Annotated in this window: 15 protein-coding genes and 4 tRNA genes; all 19 read right to left on the bottom strand. The window is 41.7% G+C overall.

Annotated elements, in window-relative coordinates:
- Positions 1–74: 74 nt before the first annotated feature.
- Positions 75–869 (bottom strand): MBL fold metallo-hydrolase, encoded by a 795-nt coding sequence (locus tag HC179_RS06755; protein WP_168863640.1) that lies wholly within the window; start codon positions 867–869, stop codon positions 75–77.
- Positions 870–875: 6 nt separating this feature from the next.
- Positions 876–1,667 carry a two-component system regulatory protein YycI gene (locus HC179_RS06750; protein ID WP_168863639.1) on the bottom strand — a complete coding sequence of 264 codons (792 nt, stop codon included), beginning with the start codon at positions 1,665–1,667 and terminating at the stop codon, positions 876–878.
- A gap of 1 nt (position 1,668) precedes the next feature.
- On the bottom strand, positions 1,669–2,994 hold the full coding sequence (locus HC179_RS06745) for a YycH family regulatory protein (RefSeq protein WP_168863638.1): 1,326 nt from the start codon (positions 2,992–2,994) through the stop codon (positions 1,669–1,671).
- Positions 2,991–4,826 (bottom strand): cell wall metabolism sensor histidine kinase WalK, encoded by a 1,836-nt coding sequence (gene walK / locus HC179_RS06740; protein ID WP_168863637.1) that lies wholly within the window; start codon positions 4,824–4,826, stop codon positions 2,991–2,993. Before walK ends, HC179_RS06745 begins: the two co-directional genes overlap by 4 nt.
- 5 nt (positions 4,827–4,831) lie before the next feature.
- Positions 4,832–5,533, bottom strand: a complete 702-nt coding sequence (gene yycF / locus HC179_RS06735; protein WP_010197838.1) for a response regulator YycF — start codon at positions 5,531–5,533, stop codon at positions 4,832–4,834.
- Positions 5,534–5,778: 245 nt separating this feature from the next.
- Positions 5,779–7,275 carry a peptidoglycan DD-metalloendopeptidase family protein gene (locus tag HC179_RS06730; RefSeq protein ID WP_168863636.1) on the bottom strand — a complete coding sequence of 499 codons (1,497 nt, stop codon included), beginning with the start codon at positions 7,273–7,275 and terminating at the stop codon, positions 5,779–5,781.
- A 562-nt stretch (positions 7,276–7,837) separates the two neighbouring features.
- Positions 7,838–7,910 (bottom strand) — tRNA-Phe (locus tag HC179_RS06725).
- A 155-nt stretch (positions 7,911–8,065) separates the two neighbouring features.
- Positions 8,066–8,141: transfer RNA gene (locus tag HC179_RS06720), tRNA-Asp, on the bottom strand.
- A 12-nt stretch (positions 8,142–8,153) separates the two neighbouring features.
- Positions 8,154–8,228 (bottom strand) — tRNA-Glu (locus HC179_RS06715).
- 18 nt (positions 8,229–8,246) lie between these two features.
- Positions 8,247–8,322, bottom strand: a tRNA-Lys gene (locus HC179_RS06710).
- A 403-nt stretch (positions 8,323–8,725) separates the two neighbouring features.
- Complete coding sequence (locus tag HC179_RS06705; protein WP_168863635.1) at positions 8,726–10,015, bottom strand: adenylosuccinate synthase; 1,290 nt, start codon at positions 10,013–10,015, stop codon at positions 8,726–8,728.
- A gap of 200 nt (positions 10,016–10,215) precedes the next feature.
- On the bottom strand, positions 10,216–11,583 hold the full coding sequence (gene dnaB / locus HC179_RS06700) for a replicative DNA helicase (RefSeq protein WP_060665649.1): 1,368 nt from the start codon (positions 11,581–11,583) through the stop codon (positions 10,216–10,218).
- A 78-nt stretch (positions 11,584–11,661) separates the two neighbouring features.
- Positions 11,662–12,111 (bottom strand): 50S ribosomal protein L9, encoded by a 450-nt coding sequence (rplI, locus tag HC179_RS06695; protein ID WP_168863634.1) that lies wholly within the window; start codon positions 12,109–12,111, stop codon positions 11,662–11,664.
- On the bottom strand, positions 12,108–14,078 hold the full coding sequence (locus HC179_RS06690) for a DHH family phosphoesterase (RefSeq protein ID WP_168863633.1): 1,971 nt from the start codon (positions 14,076–14,078) through the stop codon (positions 12,108–12,110). Before HC179_RS06690 ends, rplI begins: the two co-directional genes overlap by 4 nt.
- A 33-nt stretch (positions 14,079–14,111) precedes the next feature.
- Positions 14,112–15,059, bottom strand: a complete 948-nt coding sequence (locus HC179_RS06685) for a YybS family protein (RefSeq protein ID WP_168863632.1) — start codon at positions 15,057–15,059, stop codon at positions 14,112–14,114.
- 317 nt (positions 15,060–15,376) lie between these two features.
- Positions 15,377–15,616: a 30S ribosomal protein S18 gene (gene rpsR / locus HC179_RS06680; protein ID WP_060665645.1), complete on the bottom strand. Its 240-nt coding sequence runs from the start codon at positions 15,614–15,616 to the stop codon at positions 15,377–15,379.
- 70 nt (positions 15,617–15,686) lie between these two features.
- A complete protein-coding gene (gene ssb / locus HC179_RS06675; RefSeq protein WP_168863631.1) occupies positions 15,687–16,202 on the bottom strand; it encodes a single-stranded DNA-binding protein in 516 nt (171 codons plus the stop codon).
- Between the two features lie 45 nt (positions 16,203–16,247).
- The gene (gene rpsF / locus HC179_RS06670; RefSeq protein ID WP_060665643.1) at positions 16,248–16,538 is read right to left on the bottom strand and encodes a 30S ribosomal protein S6; all 291 of its coding nucleotides are present in this window, start codon (positions 16,536–16,538) and stop codon (positions 16,248–16,250) included.
- A 322-nt stretch (positions 16,539–16,860) separates the two neighbouring features.
- Positions 16,861–17,961 carry a redox-regulated ATPase YchF gene (gene ychF, locus HC179_RS06665; protein ID WP_168863630.1) on the bottom strand — a complete coding sequence of 367 codons (1,101 nt, stop codon included), beginning with the start codon at positions 17,959–17,961 and terminating at the stop codon, positions 16,861–16,863.
- Between the last annotated feature and the right edge of the window lie 498 nt (positions 17,962–18,459).

Here is an 18,459-nt window from a genome sequence, read left to right as displayed (position 1 = left end):
TCACGTCACAACCAACGTTTGTCTGCTGCTCCGTGTAAAAAAGGCAAAAAGAAAGGCGCTTAAGCCTAAGATTTTTACACGAAAGCAAGCGCGGTTGGTTTGTTCGGGTCTGTGTCATACAGCTCTACTTGTTCTCCCACGATGACTCCTCGTGTGGCAAGAGTTTGCTGGACAGACATCCTCGCTAAATCTTTCATGTTATTATCTTTACTTAAATGCGCCAAATAAATACGCTTCGTTTTGTCTCCCATGACATCTGCCATGGCAAGGGCCGCATCCTCATTGGAAACGTGGCCGACATCACTTAGGATGCGGCGTTTTATGCTCCATGGATAGTGTCCCATCTGCAGCATCTGCACGTCATGATTACTCTCAAAAACATAGGCGTCAGCATTTGAAATGATGCCTTTCATCCTATCGCTGACATAGCCTGTGTCGGTGATGACCACGACCTTTTTATCGCCATCATGGAAGGAATAGAACATCGGCTCTGCCGCATCGTGGGAAACTCCAAAAGACTGAACATCAAGTCCACCGAATGATTTCACCTGTTCAATTTCAAAATTGAATTTTTGCTCTATCGGGATGACGCCAACCAGTCCGTCCATCGCCTTCCATGTCTTTTCATTGGCATAGATCGGGAGCTTGTACTTTCTTGCAAGTACACCAAGCCCCTTAATGTGATCGCTATGCTCATGTGTAACCAGAATTCCAGATAGGTCTTCTATTTTTTTGCCTATCCCGTTAAACAGTTCTTGCATTTTTTTGCCGCTCAAACCAGCATCGATTAATAAAGAATGCTCCTCTGTTGCGACATAAATTGCATTTCCTGTGCTGCCGCTAGCAAGCACGCTAAAATGCAGGCTCATGTCACTTCACTCCAATGTTCGTTTATCTTTTTTTATAACAGATCCTTCAAACGCGTTAACGTAAAAATCCTCTTCTTCATTAACTACAATATGCCACGTCGGAATTAGCACATGGGAATTCGTATAGTCTACAAGGGTATAATATCCAAGCTTGACATTTCCAACTTCGCTCCCCGGCTTTAAATCCCCTGTGTTATATAGATTATATAAAGCATCTAGGACGGAAATGACATCCTGTTCTACGTCCATCTTTTCCGTATCCACAATATAGGTTTGTTCATAAGATATTAACTCGTTCAATTCGTTGAGATAAGCTATCACCATCGCACTATCATTGCTATAAATATTTTTCCCATCATACTGTTGGAAGAAAACAAGGCTCCTGTTTTGTGGATTAAAACCCCAGAACTCATATTTCTCCCCAAACAGTAAATCTTCTTTAAAGATGGTCTCTAATCTCGTAATCATATTCATCTCAGGTAAAGGGATGGGCTCTTCCCATGTTGCAATAAGGTTGATGTCGTCTACAATCTCCGCCTTTTGCCCTTTTTCCGTCAATTTCTTTGTATCCTCTTCTGTAAATACATAGCTGTTTCCACTTATATAACTCGCTTTGTCTGGCGCCTTTGGCAATTGGCCATAGGATATTTCATCTACCTTGAACTGCTCTTCCATTGAAGCTTCCGCCAAGATTTCTAGCTGATTGCTCTCCCTTTTTTCAAGAATTTGAAAAACAAGGAATATATTCAGGATGAGGAAGGTGATGATGAAAATGGTTTTGGTTCTTCTCCAATCCATTTTATATTCCTCCTTCCAAATCATCGCTAGCGGTAAAGTTTAATTTGTTCCAAGCATTATTTTCCTTGTACACCCAAATAGGCTCGATGATATAAACATCGGATTCTCTTCTCAATTCATATCCGACACGTATGTCCTGAATATTTCTTAGATCATTGAAATTGTCGAGCTCCCGCTTAACATCCCTTCCAGACGGGATGTTTGTCGCTATCGATTTCCATGAGAGAAATTCAAAAACAGGCCTAACGTATTCATAGATCTCATTATTTCTCCATGACTGTGAGATATCCGCAACACCTTTTTCTGCAAAATAGTAGATTGGATAATCCCCAATAAACATTCTGTAAACAACGTTATGCTCTATGGTGCTGCTTGTCCAATTATCAAGTTTGAAGCGCTCCGGTTGTCCTGTCCAACCGCTATGCTCATTCACAAATTCAATTCCCCGTTCGATTACATTAAAGTCCAGGGAATTCCCGAGCCCTGTATTTCCTGGATTAACGTAATGCAGGTTGTTACTTGGACGAGATACACTCATCAGACTGGAATCATCACGGTACACTATCCCATCTGTTACTTGATCTCGAGTCACGATACTCGGATTGCTGAATAAGGCATTCTTGAAATCTTCTGGATTTAATTGTTTAGCGTAGTAGTAACCTGTTCGTACTTTTGGTGATTGTTCCGGGAAAAATACATACTGATTTTTATCCACTTCTTCATAAATAAATGTCGGTAAGATTTTTGCCGTCTGATAGAACGTTCGAGACAACTCATTGGTAGACAGATTACGGACCCTTGCTTGATACACTTTCTGGTCATCATAATGGACCAAGTAAATAATTGGTTCACTTCCAACCGTTTCTCCTGAAAAATCAATCAGGATCCGGTTGATAGAAATACTCGGGGGGATTTCATTATCACTAAAACCAGTTATATATCTAAAAGTTTGTAATGGGATGGTTGTAGGAAACACAACCTCCATTTTTCCACTGCCATGCATGAAAGAAAAGAAATCTTCTTCGGAATAACTCGTTGCTACCTGTATATCAAAAAGGCTCCATCTTCTTAGTTCTTCCATAAATAAATTAAGATCTCCCAGTTCCTCTGTTCCATGATGGACGCCATCAAAATGATATAGCAGTTTGCTAGGCTGTATAAGCTGTCCTATTTCCTGCTTTTCATTAATTGCCACTTCACTAATGGTACTATCCCGTTTGTCTAAATAATCAAAATCGGGTTGATAGGTCCATAAATTCCAGGTGAGAATCAAGCTTGTCAGGACAAGAATGGTTAATACAAGCGATTTAATATTTTCATATTTCATTCCCAGTCACCTTCTTGTTCTTCCTCTGAAATTGGAAGTGTAAAGTAAATAGTCGTGCCTTTCCCTTCCACACTAGAGGCCCAGATGTCTCCATCATGTGCTTGAATCATTTCTTTTGCTATCGCTAAGCCCAGACCGGTTCCCCCAAGCATCCTTGTTCTTGCTTTATCTACTCGGTAAAAACGTTCAAAAATCTTATTAATATCCGATTTCGGTATTCCTACCCCTTGGTCACTGATACTCACCAAAATTTGATTGGCGGCCTCTTCAATATCCACAGTAAACGTGATCGTCCCACCTTCAGGCGAATACTTCATCGCATTGGAAATGATATTATCTAACACCTGCGTTATTTTATCTGTATCAATGGAGACAAAAATTTCTTGGTTTGGCATACTTCTGACGAAATCTACTTTTTGAGACTTAGACATTTCGAAACGATCAATAATTTTATTGAAAAACTCCACAAAATCGACGGCGTTTTTATAAAAGTTATAGTCTCTTGAATCCATTTTGGATAGTTGTAACAGATCATTCACCAATCGGATCATTCGCTCCGTCTCCGTTTGTGTAACATCTAGAAACCTTGGAGCGATTTCATCATCCTGCCACGCGCCGTCTGCCAACGCTTCTAAATAGCTTCTCATCGTGGTCAATGGCGTTCTGAGCTCATGGGACACATTTGCTACAAACTCTCTTCGTTCAAGATCTATTTTCTCTTGCTCGGTAATATCGTGTAAGACGGTTATTAAACCATTGATGAATCCTGTTTCTTTTTGAATGATAGAGTTAGTCGCACGCAAGATATAACGCTCTTTTACCGTACTGAAGTCCAGAATGAGTGATTCTTGTTCAGATACTAGATGATCAAAGGAGTGCGTTTCTTCAATTCCAAGAACTTCTACTATTGGTTTATTCAGTACTGTTTCACGTGAAACGTTCAACATCCCAAGGGCAGGTTCATTGATTAAAATTATCCTGCCTTTCCTGTCTGTCGCAAGAACTCCATCCGTCATATGGGACAAGACAGAGCTCAATTTCCTTCTCTCCCCTTCCGTAGTTGCCTGTGCTTCCTGAAGCTTCTTCGTCAGGTTATTAAAGGACAAAGCTAATTGACCAATTTCGTCATTACCATAAATATTAACTTTCCTCGAGAAGTTACCTCTTGCCATTTCAAGCGCTTGTTTTCTCATATCAGACATCGGCCTTGTAATGGTTTGGGCAAGCAGCACACCAAGAACTGCTGTTACGGCAAGCGCAATGGTCGTCCCGGTTGCAAAGATACTATTGATTTGACGCATTTGGGCATAGACCTTTTCCATGGACGCTTCCAGGTAAATGGCACCGATAATATCTTGATTGTTCGATTTGACAGGTGCTGCAATTAGCCTCATACGATTCTGAGTTTGCGGATCAATGACCGTCTTTCTTGAAAACTGTCCGACTACCAATGCACGTTTCACCAGCAACTCAGTCGTTCTTTTCCCTACACTTGACTGCTTGTAGGGATTTGATGTTCCAAGGACCTTGCTTTGATTATTGGTTATGCGAATCTCTTCTATATCTTCCATCGTGACGTCCTGCAACACCGTCCTGATATCCTCTTCAATAGTTGGTGTTGTATCATCACGCTGTTTTTTAATTTCTTGCTCAATGCTATAAGCAAGTAAATGAATTCTCTCTTCTAATGATTCATTAAAATTACTCGTGAGTTGACTCTCCAGTTTGCTTACAAAATAGACGCCAATAATCTGCATCGCAATAAGGATGAGCAATACGTAAATCAGTACAAATTTTAAATGGATGGAACGAAAAAAACCTACCTTTTTCATCTAAATTATTCCTGCTCCGTTTGTCGCAGGTAATAGCCAACTCCTCTTCTTGTCACTATCCATGTCGGGTGACTTGGGTTATCTTCAATTTTTTCACGCAGGCGACGAACCGTTACGTCCACTGTACGTACATCTCCATAATAATCATAGCCCCAAACGGTCTGAAGGAGATGCTCACGTGTCATTACCTGGCCGATATGTTTAGCTAGATAATGTAACAATTCAAACTCGCGGTGCGTCAGCTCGATCATATCTCCCCTTTTGGTTACCATGTAAGCATCAGGGTGGATCACAAGGGAACCAATGGCAATCTCCGATGGTTCTTCTGTATCCGCAGCTTTCTGTTGGTGACGTCGCAAATTAGCCTTTACCCTCGCAATTAGTTCACGGGTGCTGAAGGGCTTTGTAACATAGTCATCCGCCCCAAGTTCTAATCCAAGCACCTTATCTATCTCCGAATCCTTTGCAGTCAGCATGATAATCGGCATTTCATACTTCTTACGTACTTCCCTGCAAACTTCCATCCCGTCACGCTGTGGCAACATAATATCTAAAAGGATCAAGTCAGGGCGCACTTCCTCTACCTTATTGACCGCCTCTTCACCATCATAGGCACAATACACCTCGTATCCCTCTTTTTGAAGATTGAACTTCAATATATCTGCGATTGGTTTTTCGTCGTCTACTACAAGTATTTTCTTTTCCATATGATTTCGCTCCTTCTCAGCATCTATCTATTCTTATCCTTTAGTATGGCTCTTTTCCGAAGATTGTTGCCATTTTGCATGTGATAAATTGACAACTAACCGTAATGATAAAAAAACATTCTACTACTTACTTTACCATGTACAGCGAGGGAGCGCATCTATTAAGAGAAAGCCCCAAAAAGTACATAATAAACATAAAAACCTCTAGCTCACTTATCAAGTTGCTAGAGGTTCCATGTATGTGTTTAGTTATTTAGATACTGCATTGGATCTTTTAACTTGCCATCTTGGTAGACTTCAAAGTGTAAATGAACTCCTGTAGATTGACCTGTCGTACCCATGACACCAATCTTTGCACCGCGAGAAACAGTTTGTCCAACTGAAACGCTAATGGAATCAAGGTGGGCATATGTTGTCTTCATCCCATTTTGGTGGTTGATGACCACTTTGTTCCCGTAACCGCCGTCCCAGCCAGCTGATTCGATTACTCCATTGTCCGCTGCTTTAATAGTACGGTCGCTTGGGCGAGCAATGTCGATACCTTTATGCATTTTACCCCAACGGTGACCCATTTTACTGGAAATATAACCGCCAACCGCTGGCCATGCAAGTGATCCGCTGCCACGGGAAGGAATCACTTTCGTTCCTTTTACAACAATATGCTTCACAGGTTCCTTCAATGTTTCTTCATGAGTTACTTCCGTCTTGATAGTCATACCGTTTTCTTTCGTAGTAATGGTGCGAACGTTTTTCTGTCCGTTTTCACCTTGTTGCTTCACTTTCGATTCTCCCTTAGGAAGCTCTTTATCTTCCACCACTTCCTGCTCGTAAGGAATTTCTTCATTTTTAGAAGCTTCTTCTTTTACTTGTATATTCAGATAAGGTTTTTTCGCTGAAACATTTAGCACCTTACCGACTTTTAGTAAAGTATCCATTGCGATATCAGGATTCATCTCCAGAAGTTCTTCTGAAGAAAGCTCATGTTTCTCCGCGATATCTCCTAAAGAATCTCCTGCTTGTACTTCATACTTCTCCGCTTGCTTTTTGCCTTTTTTAATCAATTTCACTGCTTCTTTTACAGAAACAACATGTTTAGGATCTACATTTTTATCACTAAATGAAACTTTTTCAGAAATCGTTACGTCTAAGACACGAGACTCGTTTTCTTTCAGCTCAGGAAGCTTGGACTCTTGGTTCTCTTGTCGTTTTTCTAAAGCTTTCAAGTCTTCTTCGGAAACAAACTCTAACTTTAACAACTCAACAACCTTTTCCGCTTCTTCCTTGTCTTTTACAAGTACCACTTCTTCTCCATTAATCGTCAGTGCAGAAGCGCTAGCTTTAACTTCTACTTGTTCTACTACTGTTTCGATTGTCTCTTTATTCTGAGCAGAAGGTCTAAATACTTTCTCAGGAATAACGGATACTTGTTTCCCTACTGAAAGCTCTAGGTCCTTATGATCTTTCTGAACAGACTCTACTTTAGCTTCTAACGCCTTATCTAGCTGCGCCTTATCATCGACTGCACCCACACGCTCACCATTTAAATACACGTGATATACCGTTCCTAGCAGAGAATTCTCACTAGCATGAACAGCAACTGCGCCAAGTGTGATAGTAGAAGCAGCAATAGTTGTTACCAACACTCTCTTTGTAAAAGTAGAAAGGCAATTTTTTTGAGATTTATGTTTACTATTTTGTTTTTCGGTGTATGTACTATATATACGCTTTAATCGGTTCATCATGGTCTTTCTTACCCCCTGATTTCTTCCCCGTTCTGTAAACAGTTTTATTTAGGTAACCTAGTTTTCTCGTATTAGGACTATTGATACCCATTTAAAATTTCCGACTACTTTACCATACCATAGGTTCATAAACAAATAGAATACTAGAACAAAAGATGTAATATAACTGTATTATTGTTGTCATATTTAGGCGATTTATAGGGGTTTTTCCTTATTTAGGAATAAAACATGGGTAATTTTACATAGTTTTGACGTTTGGTCTGGAAGTAGAGGAGAATTTACCCTGTTTTGTTACAGTGGAGTAACAAGGCGTGTTGTGCGTTGTGGTGGTGGAGCGTTTTGTTGGGCTTTTGATGGGTTTTTTGGGCTTTTATTAGACAGCTGATGGGGGGTTGCTGCCGGGTTTGGGCTTATAGAGGGTTTCTATTAGACACTTGACGGGAGATTGCTGCCGGTTTGGGCTTACAAAAATCTTCTGGAGTAAATTACACTCCTCAATAAGCAATTCTTTACTGCAAAAAAGCAGCACGTTCATTAACGAAATGAACGTACTGCTTTGAGATGGCTCGGGACGGAATCGAACCGCCGACACATGGATTTTCAGTCCATTGCTCTACCAACTGAGCTACCGAGCCGTATATTTGGTTGTCTTAACAATATGAAATGCACTCGCATCATCACCCAAATTTTAAAGTTCAAAAATTTGTGCGCTGTAGCAATGCTTCGAAGCTTACTCGATCGTGCTCTACCAACTGAGCTACCGAGCCTAACATAACTTTAAATATGTAAATGGCGGTCCCGACCGGGATCGAACCGGCGATCTCCTGCGTGACAGGCAGGCATGTTAACCGCTACACCACGGGACCTAAAACTAAAAATGGTGACCCATACGGGATTCGAACCCGTGTTACCGCCGTGAAAGGGCGGTGTCTTAACCGCTTGACCAATGGGCCTTACTTTTTGAAAGAAAATGGTGTGCCATGAAGGACTCGAACCTTCGACCCTCTGATTAAAAGTCAGATGCTCTACCGACTGAGCTAATGGCACCTATTGATAACTTCGCCTTATGTAACTTTAAATCTCTTTTGGCGACGTTTTTAATAATAGCATACTATTAACATATCTTGCAATAACTTTTTTTAAAAAATATTAACTTCTATAAAATTTACTAATTGTCGTCTATAAAAAAGAGCTCACTAAATGTAATGAAGACACTTTGGAGCCGTAAACTCCGCTAATAATGACTTCATCTGGGGCATGAAGACACTTTGGGGGAGATATTTTTGTCTTAAGTCTCTTCATACACTTATTGAAGACACTTTGACATGAATTTTCCCTATGAAAGTGTCATCATAACCCTATCAAGCCTAGAAATCATTTAGCTCAACAAGCATCAAGCCATATAAAGAGTAAAAAGCCCCCACTAAGGAGGGCTCCAAACAATAATCAATTACTTCGCATACACACTTCGTACCACGTTCGTCTGTGAGCGATCTGGGCCTACAGAGAAGATAGACAATGGAATGCCTGTCAGCTGGGATACGCGCTCAATGTAGTGTCGAGCGTTCTCTGGAAGCTCACTTAAGCTTCTAACGCCTGTGATGTCTTCTGTCCATCCTGGCATTTCTTCATATACTGGCTCACATTCAGCAAGTACTTTCAAGCTTGCAGGGAATGCTTCCATCACTTCGCCTTTGTATTTGTAAGCTACGCAAATTTTTAGCGTTTCAATACCTGTTAATACGTCGATAGAGTTTAAGGAAAGGTCCGTCATACCACTTACGCGGCGTGCATGGCGTACAACTACACTGTCAAACCAACCAACGCGGCGTGGGCGGCCTGTAGTAGTTCCGTACTCTCTACCTACTTCACGAATTTGGTGACCGATCTCATTGTCTAGTTCTGTTGGGAATGGACCGTCTCCAACACGTGTCGTATATGCTTTTGCTACCCCAACAACGTGATCTATTTTTGATGGACCAACTCCAGAACCGATGGTAACACCACCCGCTACAGGGTTAGAAGATGTTACGAATGGGTATGTTCCTTGGTCAATATCCAGCATAACCCCTTGAGCTCCTTCAAAAAGGACGCGGCGGCCATCATCAAGCGCATCGTTTAATACAACGGAAGTATCTGTTACGTATTTTGCGAATTGCTGTCCGTATTCGTAGTACTCATCAAGAATATCTTCTAATTGGAAGCCTTCTGTTTCGTACATTCTTTCTAACAAACGGTTCTTTTCCGCTAAGTTGTGTGCAAGCTTCGCTTCAAAAAGTTCGCGGTCAAGCAAGTCGGCAATACGAATACCAACACGAGCAGCTTTGTCCATGTAAGCTGGTCCGATACCTTTTTTCGTTGTACCGATTTTGTTAGCCCCTTTGCGTTCTTCTTCCACTTCGTCCAACTTCAAGTGGTAAGGAAGAATAACGTGTGCACGGTCTGAGATGCGCAGGTTATCTGTGCTCACACCGCGGTCATGTAAATATTTTAACTCTTTGATTAATGCTTTCGGATCTACAACCATTCCGTTACCAATGACGCAGATCTTGTCGTTATAAAAAATTCCAGAAGGTATTAGATGTAATTTATAAGTTTCACCGTTAAATTTAATTGTGTGTCCTGCGTTGTTACCACCTTGGTAACGTGCAATCAGCTCGGCATTCTCAGAAAGAAAATCGGTAATTTTCCCTTTTCCTTCGTCTCCCCATTGTGTTCCTACTACGACTACTGATGCCATAGTCCGTACACCTCCACTAAATATGTAACTTTTTATTCTTATTGAACCAAAGTAAGTTTATCAGCTGCTCACTAGAAAGTCAACCTAAACACGAACGTTACAGAAATTTAATATTATATTTGTTCGTAATTAAGACGTAAAACTTCTAATAATGGTCCATTAAGTTTAAAAAGGCACCTACATGACGTAGATGCCTTTTATTATGCCCCTGGAGGGACGGATTCATCATCAAATCGCCGCTCCAAATTAACAAATTTATTATATTCTTTTACGAAAGCCAAGGAGACCGTCCCAACAGGACCGTTACGTTGTTTAGCCAGAATGATCTCGATGATGTTCTTGTTTTCACTTTCTTTGTCATAATAGTCATCACGATATAGGAAACCAACGATATCGGCATCCTGCTCGATACTTCCGGATTCACGGATATCGGACATCATTGGACGCTTGTCTTGACGCTGCTCCACGCCACGTGAGAGCTGAGACAAGGCGATAACAGGGACCTCTAGTTCCCTCGCTAATGCTTTTAGGGAACGGGAAATCTCGGAAACTTCCTGCTGACGGTTTTCTCCGCCGCCACGCCCGCTACCTTGGATTAATTGCAGGTAGTCAATCAGAATCATTCCAAGGCCGCTCTCTTGTCTTAGACGACGGCATTTGGAACGTATTTCACTGACACGGATACCTGGCGTATCATCAATGTAGATACCGGCATTGGACAAGCTTCCCATTGCCATTGTCAGCTTGCTCCAATCCTCAGCAGTCAATTGGCCTGTCCTTAGGTTCTGCGCATTGATGTTACCTTCTGCACAAAGCATCCTCATGACCAGCTGCTCAGCACCCATCTCCAAACTGAAAATCGCGACATTTTCTCGAGCTTTTGTAGCTACGTTTTGCGCAATATTCAAGGCGAATGCCGTTTTACCAACGGAAGGACGGGCTGCGATGATGATTAAATCGTTTCGTTGGAAACCCGCCGTCATTCTGTCCAATTCTGTAAAGCCTGTCTCAATCCCTGTGACTTCCCCTTTACGGTTGTGGAGGGTTTCAATATTATCATAGGTTTTAACGAGTACATCCTTGATGTTTTGGAACACACCGGAGTTTTTCCGTTGAGAAACTTCTAGGATCTGTTTTTCCGCTTCGTTCAATAAGCCCGCCACTTCATCTTCCCTGCTGTAGCCTTCTTGGGCGATGTTGGTCGCGGTACGGATAAGTCGGCGAAGAATGGACTTTTCTTCTACAATCTTTGCGTAATACTCTATATTGGCTGCAGTTGGCACCGAACCTGCTATATCACTAAGGTAAGATACCCCTCCAACTTCTTCTAAAAGCTTCAAGTTTGCAAGCTCGGATGTGACTGTGACGAGATCGACCGGTTCGCCCCGGTCGGAAAGATTCAGCATGCAGTCATATATCTTTTGATGGGCTGCGCGGTAAAAGTCATCTGGCATGACAAGCTCGGACGCCAATGTCAGGGCAGACGGTTCTAGAAAAATGGCCCCGATGACGGCCTGTTCCGCTTCTATATTTTGCGGTGGTATTCTATCTTCAAAAATATCGCTCATCCTTGTTCCTCCTCCCAGAAAACGAAACCTTTATAGCCTCTCATAAAGAAAACTCGGCGAGATTGCCGAGCACTTTTCTTACTTCTGTTCTGTTACATGCACCTTCAAGGTCGCTGTAACGTCTGTATGCAGCTTTACAGGTACGTTTGTATAGCCTAAAGCGCGAATAGCATCATTTAGCTCCATTTTGCGCTTGTCGATCTTTATTTTATGCTTCTTTTGAAGCTCTTCTGCGATTTGTTTCGTCGTGATGCTGCCGAATAAACGGCCGCCTTCACCTGCTTTTGTTTGGAACTCAAGCGTAAGCTTTTCCAACGTCTCTTTAAGTTTCTTCGCGTTTTCTAGCTCTTGTTCTGCTTCTTTGGCTTCTTTGTTCTTTTGAGCTTCCAATGATTTAAGGTTACCATTAGAAGCCTCCATCGCCAACCCTTGTTTTAGTAGAAAATTATGGGCATAACCATCTGCCACGTTTTTCACTTCGCCTTTTTTGCCTTTACCTTTTACATCTTTTAAAAATATTACCCTCATTCCTTGGAACCTCCTTCTAAGTACTCTATTAATGCTTGTTTCAGTTTTTCTTCTGCTTCATCAATGGTCATATTCATTTGTGTGGCTGCATTTGTCAGATGTCCACCGCCACCCAGATTCTCCATGACAACCTGTACGTTGACATCCCCAAGCGATCTTGCACTGATGCTTACCTGGTCCCCGTTCCGATGGGCGATGACAAAGGAAGTATTGATGTCGCTCATCGCAAGTAGTGTGTCTGCAGCCTGGGCAATCATCACCTGGTCGAACGATTCTTCAGGTACACCTTTGGCAATAACAATGCCTTCTTGATACAGATAAGCACTCTCTATTAATTTGGCACGTTTTACGAAACGGTCTAGATTTTCTTTTAACAGTTTTTGCACAAGGATTGTATCTGCTCCTTGTGAACGCAAGTAAGATGCTGCATCAAATGTACGCGAACCTGTACGGACCGTGAAGCTTTTCGTATCTACTATTATACCAGCTAACAGGGCGGTCGCTTCAAGCATTGTGATTTTGATGCGTTTTGGCTGGTATTGTAGGAGCTCTGTAACAAGCTCCGCTGTGGAGGAGGCATAAGGCTCCATATAAACAAGCAACGGATCCTCAATAAAGTCCTCTCCACGTCTGTGGTGATCAATTACAACCACATTATCAATTTTATTTAACAACTTTTCCTCGATTACTAGAGAAGGCTTATGTGTATCTACAACGACCAATAATGTGTCGTTCGTCGCTATTTCGAGAGCATCTTCTGGAGAGATGAACTTTTCCCATAGCTCACTATGGACTTTCAATTCCTCCAACAAACGGTGTATTCCTGCATCGATTTCCTGCTGATTTAAAACAATATACGCATCCTTATGATTGAGTTCTGCCACTTTGGCAATTCCAATGGCCGCTCCAAGCGCGTCCATATCCGGGTAGCGATGACCCATGATGATTACTTTATCACTTTCATGAATCAGTTCCTTCAATGCATGGGAAATGACGCGTGCACGGACTCGTGTCCGCTTTTCCATTGGATTTGTTTTTCCGCCATAGAAGCGGACCTTTCCGTTGGTCTGCTTGATGGCTACCTGATCGCCCCCGCGGCCCAAAGCAAGGTCCAAACTTGATTGGGCGAGGTGACCAAGCTCAGGTAGAGAAGGGACTCCTGTACCAATACCAACGCTTAATGTAAGTGGCATGCTTTGCTTGGATGTCTGTTCACGGACTTCGTCCAAAATGGAAAACTTGTTCTTTTCCAATTGCACTAGGATATGCTCATTTAAAACCACAATAAAACGCTCCATGGATGTTCTTTTTAAGAATACACCGTTTTCTGTAGACCATTTGTTGATGATGGAGGTCACCTGGCTGTTTATCGCGCTTTTCGTCTGATCATCCATTCCCTGTGTCACTTCATCATAATTGTCTAAGAAAATGATACCAAGCACCGTTCGCTCGTCTTCATATAATTTTTCAATATGAGTCTGTTCCGTAATGTCAAAAAAGTAAATGAGCCGTTCCGCTTTCTTGATGACCACTTTATATTTCCGATCATGTAAAGCAATCGTTTCCGTTTCAATATCCTGCTTTAAAAGAGGAATCAAGTTTTCCCCGACATCATATAACGACCTGCCTACGAGGGTTTCCTCATGAAAACAGGAAGCGAGAAAAGGATTTGTCCATTCAATTTGATAATCGTCATTATACAGCATGATACCAATCGGCATCTCCATTAACGCTTCTTCTCCGACCTTTTTTAACCGGTATGAAAGGGTGGAGATGTACGTTTCCATTTCTTTTTTAGCCTTTTGTTCCACTTTGATGTAAAGATATACAACCAAGCCCAGAAGCAGAAAGCTGACAATCCCTATTTGCCATTGGAAAAACACAATTATCCCGAGTTGTATCAGTGCGATGATAAACAATAAATAGACGGGATAACGCAGATTCAGTTTTTCGAAATAATTAGGCATGTTTGTTCAGCTCCTAATTAATAGTTTAGCTCTTTATTTTCCTTGATTATTTCTCTGTATTCTTTCTCTTAATTGAAAACCGATATCTATTATTCCTATCATTCTTATTATATAGACCAAAGGAGTGATTAGGAAGGATAAAATGACCAACGTAATCGGTATCGCTTTTGAGATTTTCTTTATATAACAAAAGAAGAAAATGAATGAGAACCCTTGAACCGTCATTAATAGCATTAAAATGAAGGAAAGATTAAGTACTACCATAAATAAAGTTGTCCCTTCTTTTGGGGCCATAAGCGATAAAATGAGGACAATCAAGTAGTACCACAACAGGCTCTTTGGAAGCACCAATTCCCGAAATGGCGGGAAGGGACTAACCTTCATCTTCAGTCTTTTTAAAATAAATACTGTTATTAGCTGCGAGAAAAATGCATGAACAAAGGAGGTCAATACCAACATGGTGGGTAATAGGTAGCCCATATAGCCTAAGGCATTCTCAAACACTTCCAAGGATTCCTTTGCATTCTCTTGACCAAGGGAGGTAGCAATTGCTTCTGATGCCCGCATGGACTCCTTGATCATCTCTTGCAGGACTTCTATAAAATCAATATTAAAAAGGACGATTGCCACCACATATGCCAAAATATAATTCAGCAAAAATACCCCTGTAGAAGCGCCTAAAATGGCATAGCGACTGGCATTCTTTTGGATAAGATGGCCCATTGCCAACCCGACGGTACTAGCTGGAATGCTGAATGTTAAAGCAACCGGCGATCCAATCAGAACACTAAGCACTCCGGCGACCACAATGAGCCAAATTCCTGCCTTCCACCCGTTTCTTGCTGTATAGATTACAAATGGAACTACGAGTGCGAGAAAGGCGATTAGGCCTAAGAGAGGGATGAAGAGTGTCATGAGAAGGAGCAGGACGTATATACCGAGCAATGCTGCACCTTCTGTTATATGTTTTGTTTCCTTCATAAGTATAAACCTCCAAGAACGCTTAGTTACAATATGTATAGTTTATCCTTAAGATTCTATTACAATCAAATGTTATGTTGATGATAGCTTAAACTCCCTGTTATCCTCCGTTCCGGGTGTTCGCTTTCCGCGGGACGATGTTTGAGCCTCCTCGGCTTTGCCTGTGGGGTCTCAAGCTACCGTTATCCCCCGCAGGAGTCTCACACCCTGCACTTCGGACAACAGGGTAGAATTTTAATTATAATTAATGTTTTACTAGCAAAAAGGAAGGCAGCAAGATATTCTCTCACTGCCTTCCTTTTATTTATTCGGCTCTATTACTCACCAGATACGTATGGTAGTAATGCCATTTGACGAGCGCGTTTGATTGCAATCGTTAATTTACGTTGGTATTTTGCGCTAGTTCCTGTTACACGACGAGGTAAAATTTTACCACGCTCAGAAACGAACTTTTTCAATACATCGATGTCTTTGTAGTCGATGTGAGTGATACCGTTAGCTGTGAAATAACAAACCTTACGACGTTTGTTACGTCCACCTCTGCGTCCTCCTGCCATTTTATTCACCTCTTCTTTTTTGGATTTTTCGGCTTATAGAGCCATTTTTATAAAACGATTCCTTCTAGAATTAGAACGGCAAATCGTCATCGGATATATCAATCGGTTGGCCATCATTCTTAAATGGGTCGTCATCAACACGAGTATAACCTTGGTTGTTGTTATTGCTGCGCTGTTGGTTCTGATCATACCCAAAGTTAGGTGATGAACCATAGCCTTGATTTTGATTTGGATTAGGTCGAGAAGCATTTCCAGCACCACCGGATCCTTTAGGCTCCAGGAACTGAACACTTTCTGCCACTATTTCCGTTACGTATACACGTTTTCCATCTTGGCCTTCATAATTGCGTGTCTGCACACGGCCATCCACACCAGCGAGGCTTCCTTTTTTCAGGAAGTTTGCTGCGTTTTCAGCTTGCTTTCTCCAGACAACACAGTTAATAAAATCAGCTTCGCGTTCGCCCTGCTGATTCTGGAACGTACGATTGACTGCCAATGTAAAAGTAGCAACCGCCACTCCACTTGGGGTATAGCGCAATTCAGGATCTTTGGTCAAACGACCGACCAATACTACGCGATTTAACATCAGAACCACTCCTCCTTGAGACGACGTCCATAAAGAGGACAACTATTATTTTTCTTCTTTTTTCACAACGATATGACGGATGATGTCTTCGCTGATTTTAGCAAGACGATCAAACTCTTGAACTGCAGCTGGCTCAGCAGCTACGTTTACTAGCATATAGTAGCCGTCACGGAAATCATTGATTTCGTAAGCTAAGCGGCGTTTGCCCCACTCTTTTGCTTCAGAAAGATCTGCACCGTTGTCAGTTAGGATCGTATTGAAACGTTCTGTAAGAGCTTTTTTAGCGTCTTCCTCAATGTTTGGACGGATGATATACATGATTTCGTACTTGTTCATCACAGTCACCTCCTTTTGGTCTAAGCGGCCCTTGGTGGGCAAGGAGCAATCAATTATAAATAATCATTACTCACAAATTAAGATTATACCAGAGGGGCCGGATTTTTGCAACATGTCCTAGTTGTTTGATAATATAGTTGATCTTTGTTGCAGGCACTTCGCTTTTCGCGGGCGGTCCGGAAGCCTCCTCACAACGCTTGCGGGTCTTCCCTGTCCCTTCCTCCCGCAGAAGTCTGCGCACCTTCCACTACAAACGACTCGGTTTCTGCATTAATCATAAATAAAAAAGAGAGGGAAAATCCCCCTCTCATCGTAACAAATCTTATACGTTAAAGCGGAAGTGAATAACGTCTCCGTCTTTTACAATGTATTCTTTTCCTTCTAGGCGGACTTTTCCTGCTTCTTTGGCAGCTGAGTGAGAGCCTGCTGCTAGTAAATCTTCATAGGATACCGTTTCTGCACGGATGAATCCACGTTCAAAGTCGGTATGAATGACTCCCGCGCATTGCGGTGCTTTCATGCCTGTTCGGAATGTCCATGCACGAACTTCTTGTACTCCTGCAGTAAAGTAAGTAGCAAGTCCAAGCAAGTTATATGCTGCACGAATCAATTGATCTAGGCCGGATTCTTTAATGCCAAGCTCCTCAAGGAACATCGCTTTTTCATCTGCATCTAGTTCCACAATTTCAGACTCGATTTTCGCACAAACCGTAATTACTTCTGCATTGTCTTTAGCTGCAAATTCACGAACCTGTTGCACGTATTCGTTATCGGAAGTGTCCGCTACATCTTCTTCTCCAACGTTTGCTACATAAAGGACAGGCTTGCTTGTTAATAGGTGCATACCCTTTAGGTATTTTACCTGCTCGTCTGTCACTTCTACCGTACGTGCCGGAAGCTCGTTTTCAAGCGCTTCTTTTACTAGTACAAGTACTTCATGCTCATATACCGCTTCTTTATCTTTTTGCTTCGCTAATTTTGCAACACGCTCTAGACGCTTATCGACAGATTCTAAATCAGCCAAAATTAGCTCAAGGTTGATGGTTTCGATGTCATTGATCGGGTTCACTCCACCTGAAACGTGGGTGATATTGTCGTCAGCGAAGCAACGAACAACATGACAAATTGCGTCTACTTGACGGATGTGGGATAAGAATTTGTTTCCAAGTCCTTCTCCTTTGCTTGCGCCTTTAACGATACCGGCAATGTCGGTAAACTCGAAGTGTGTTGGTACTGTTTTCTTCGGATTTACAAGTTCTGTTAATTTTTGAAGACGCTCATCTGGAACATCTACGATACCTACGTTCGGATCTATGGTACAGAACGGGTAGTTGGCAGATTCTGCCCCCGCTTGTGTGATTGCATTAAAAAGCGTTGATTTCCCTACGTTTGGAAGACCAACGATACCTGCTGTTAAAGCCATTTTATCCACTCCTAACTTCCGTTAACACATATTTAAACCTCCCACAATTATAGATAGAATGGGAGGAAAAGACAAGTTTATTTGAATTCCAGTTGCTCTATGTCATCACACCACAGAAGTTGGTGGTTTATTAATCTAGAAGGGGGATTTGTACGTTGCTGATTGCAAATGTCCGAAGTTTTCAGGTTTTTGTCCAAAGTTTCAGCGAAGTTGGCCGAAGATTCCACATTTTTGTCCAAAGTTTTGAATAAGTTGACCGAACAAAATTTCCAAATGACCGAAACTCGTTAATTGTTGGCCAAATGAAGCAATAATTGTCCGAACATACGTCTTTTTTTGGGACTAAATGTCCAAACCATCCTTAGAATTGTCCGAATGTTTTTTTAGAAGTAATATTATCATTAAAATACCCATTTTCGAGGTCAATTCTTGCAAGTTTTCTGTGTGTGTCAAATAAACTGTTTTCTAGTTTTCCGCTAATCACAATTCCAATCCTAA

The organism is Bacillus sp. RO1 (assembly GCF_012524115.1).
Taxonomy (GTDB): Bacteria; Bacillota; Bacilli; order Bacillales; family Bacillaceae_I; genus Sutcliffiella_A.
The sequence above is the reverse complement of the archived record's forward strand: the minus strand, read 5'-3'. Positions and strand labels throughout refer to the sequence as shown.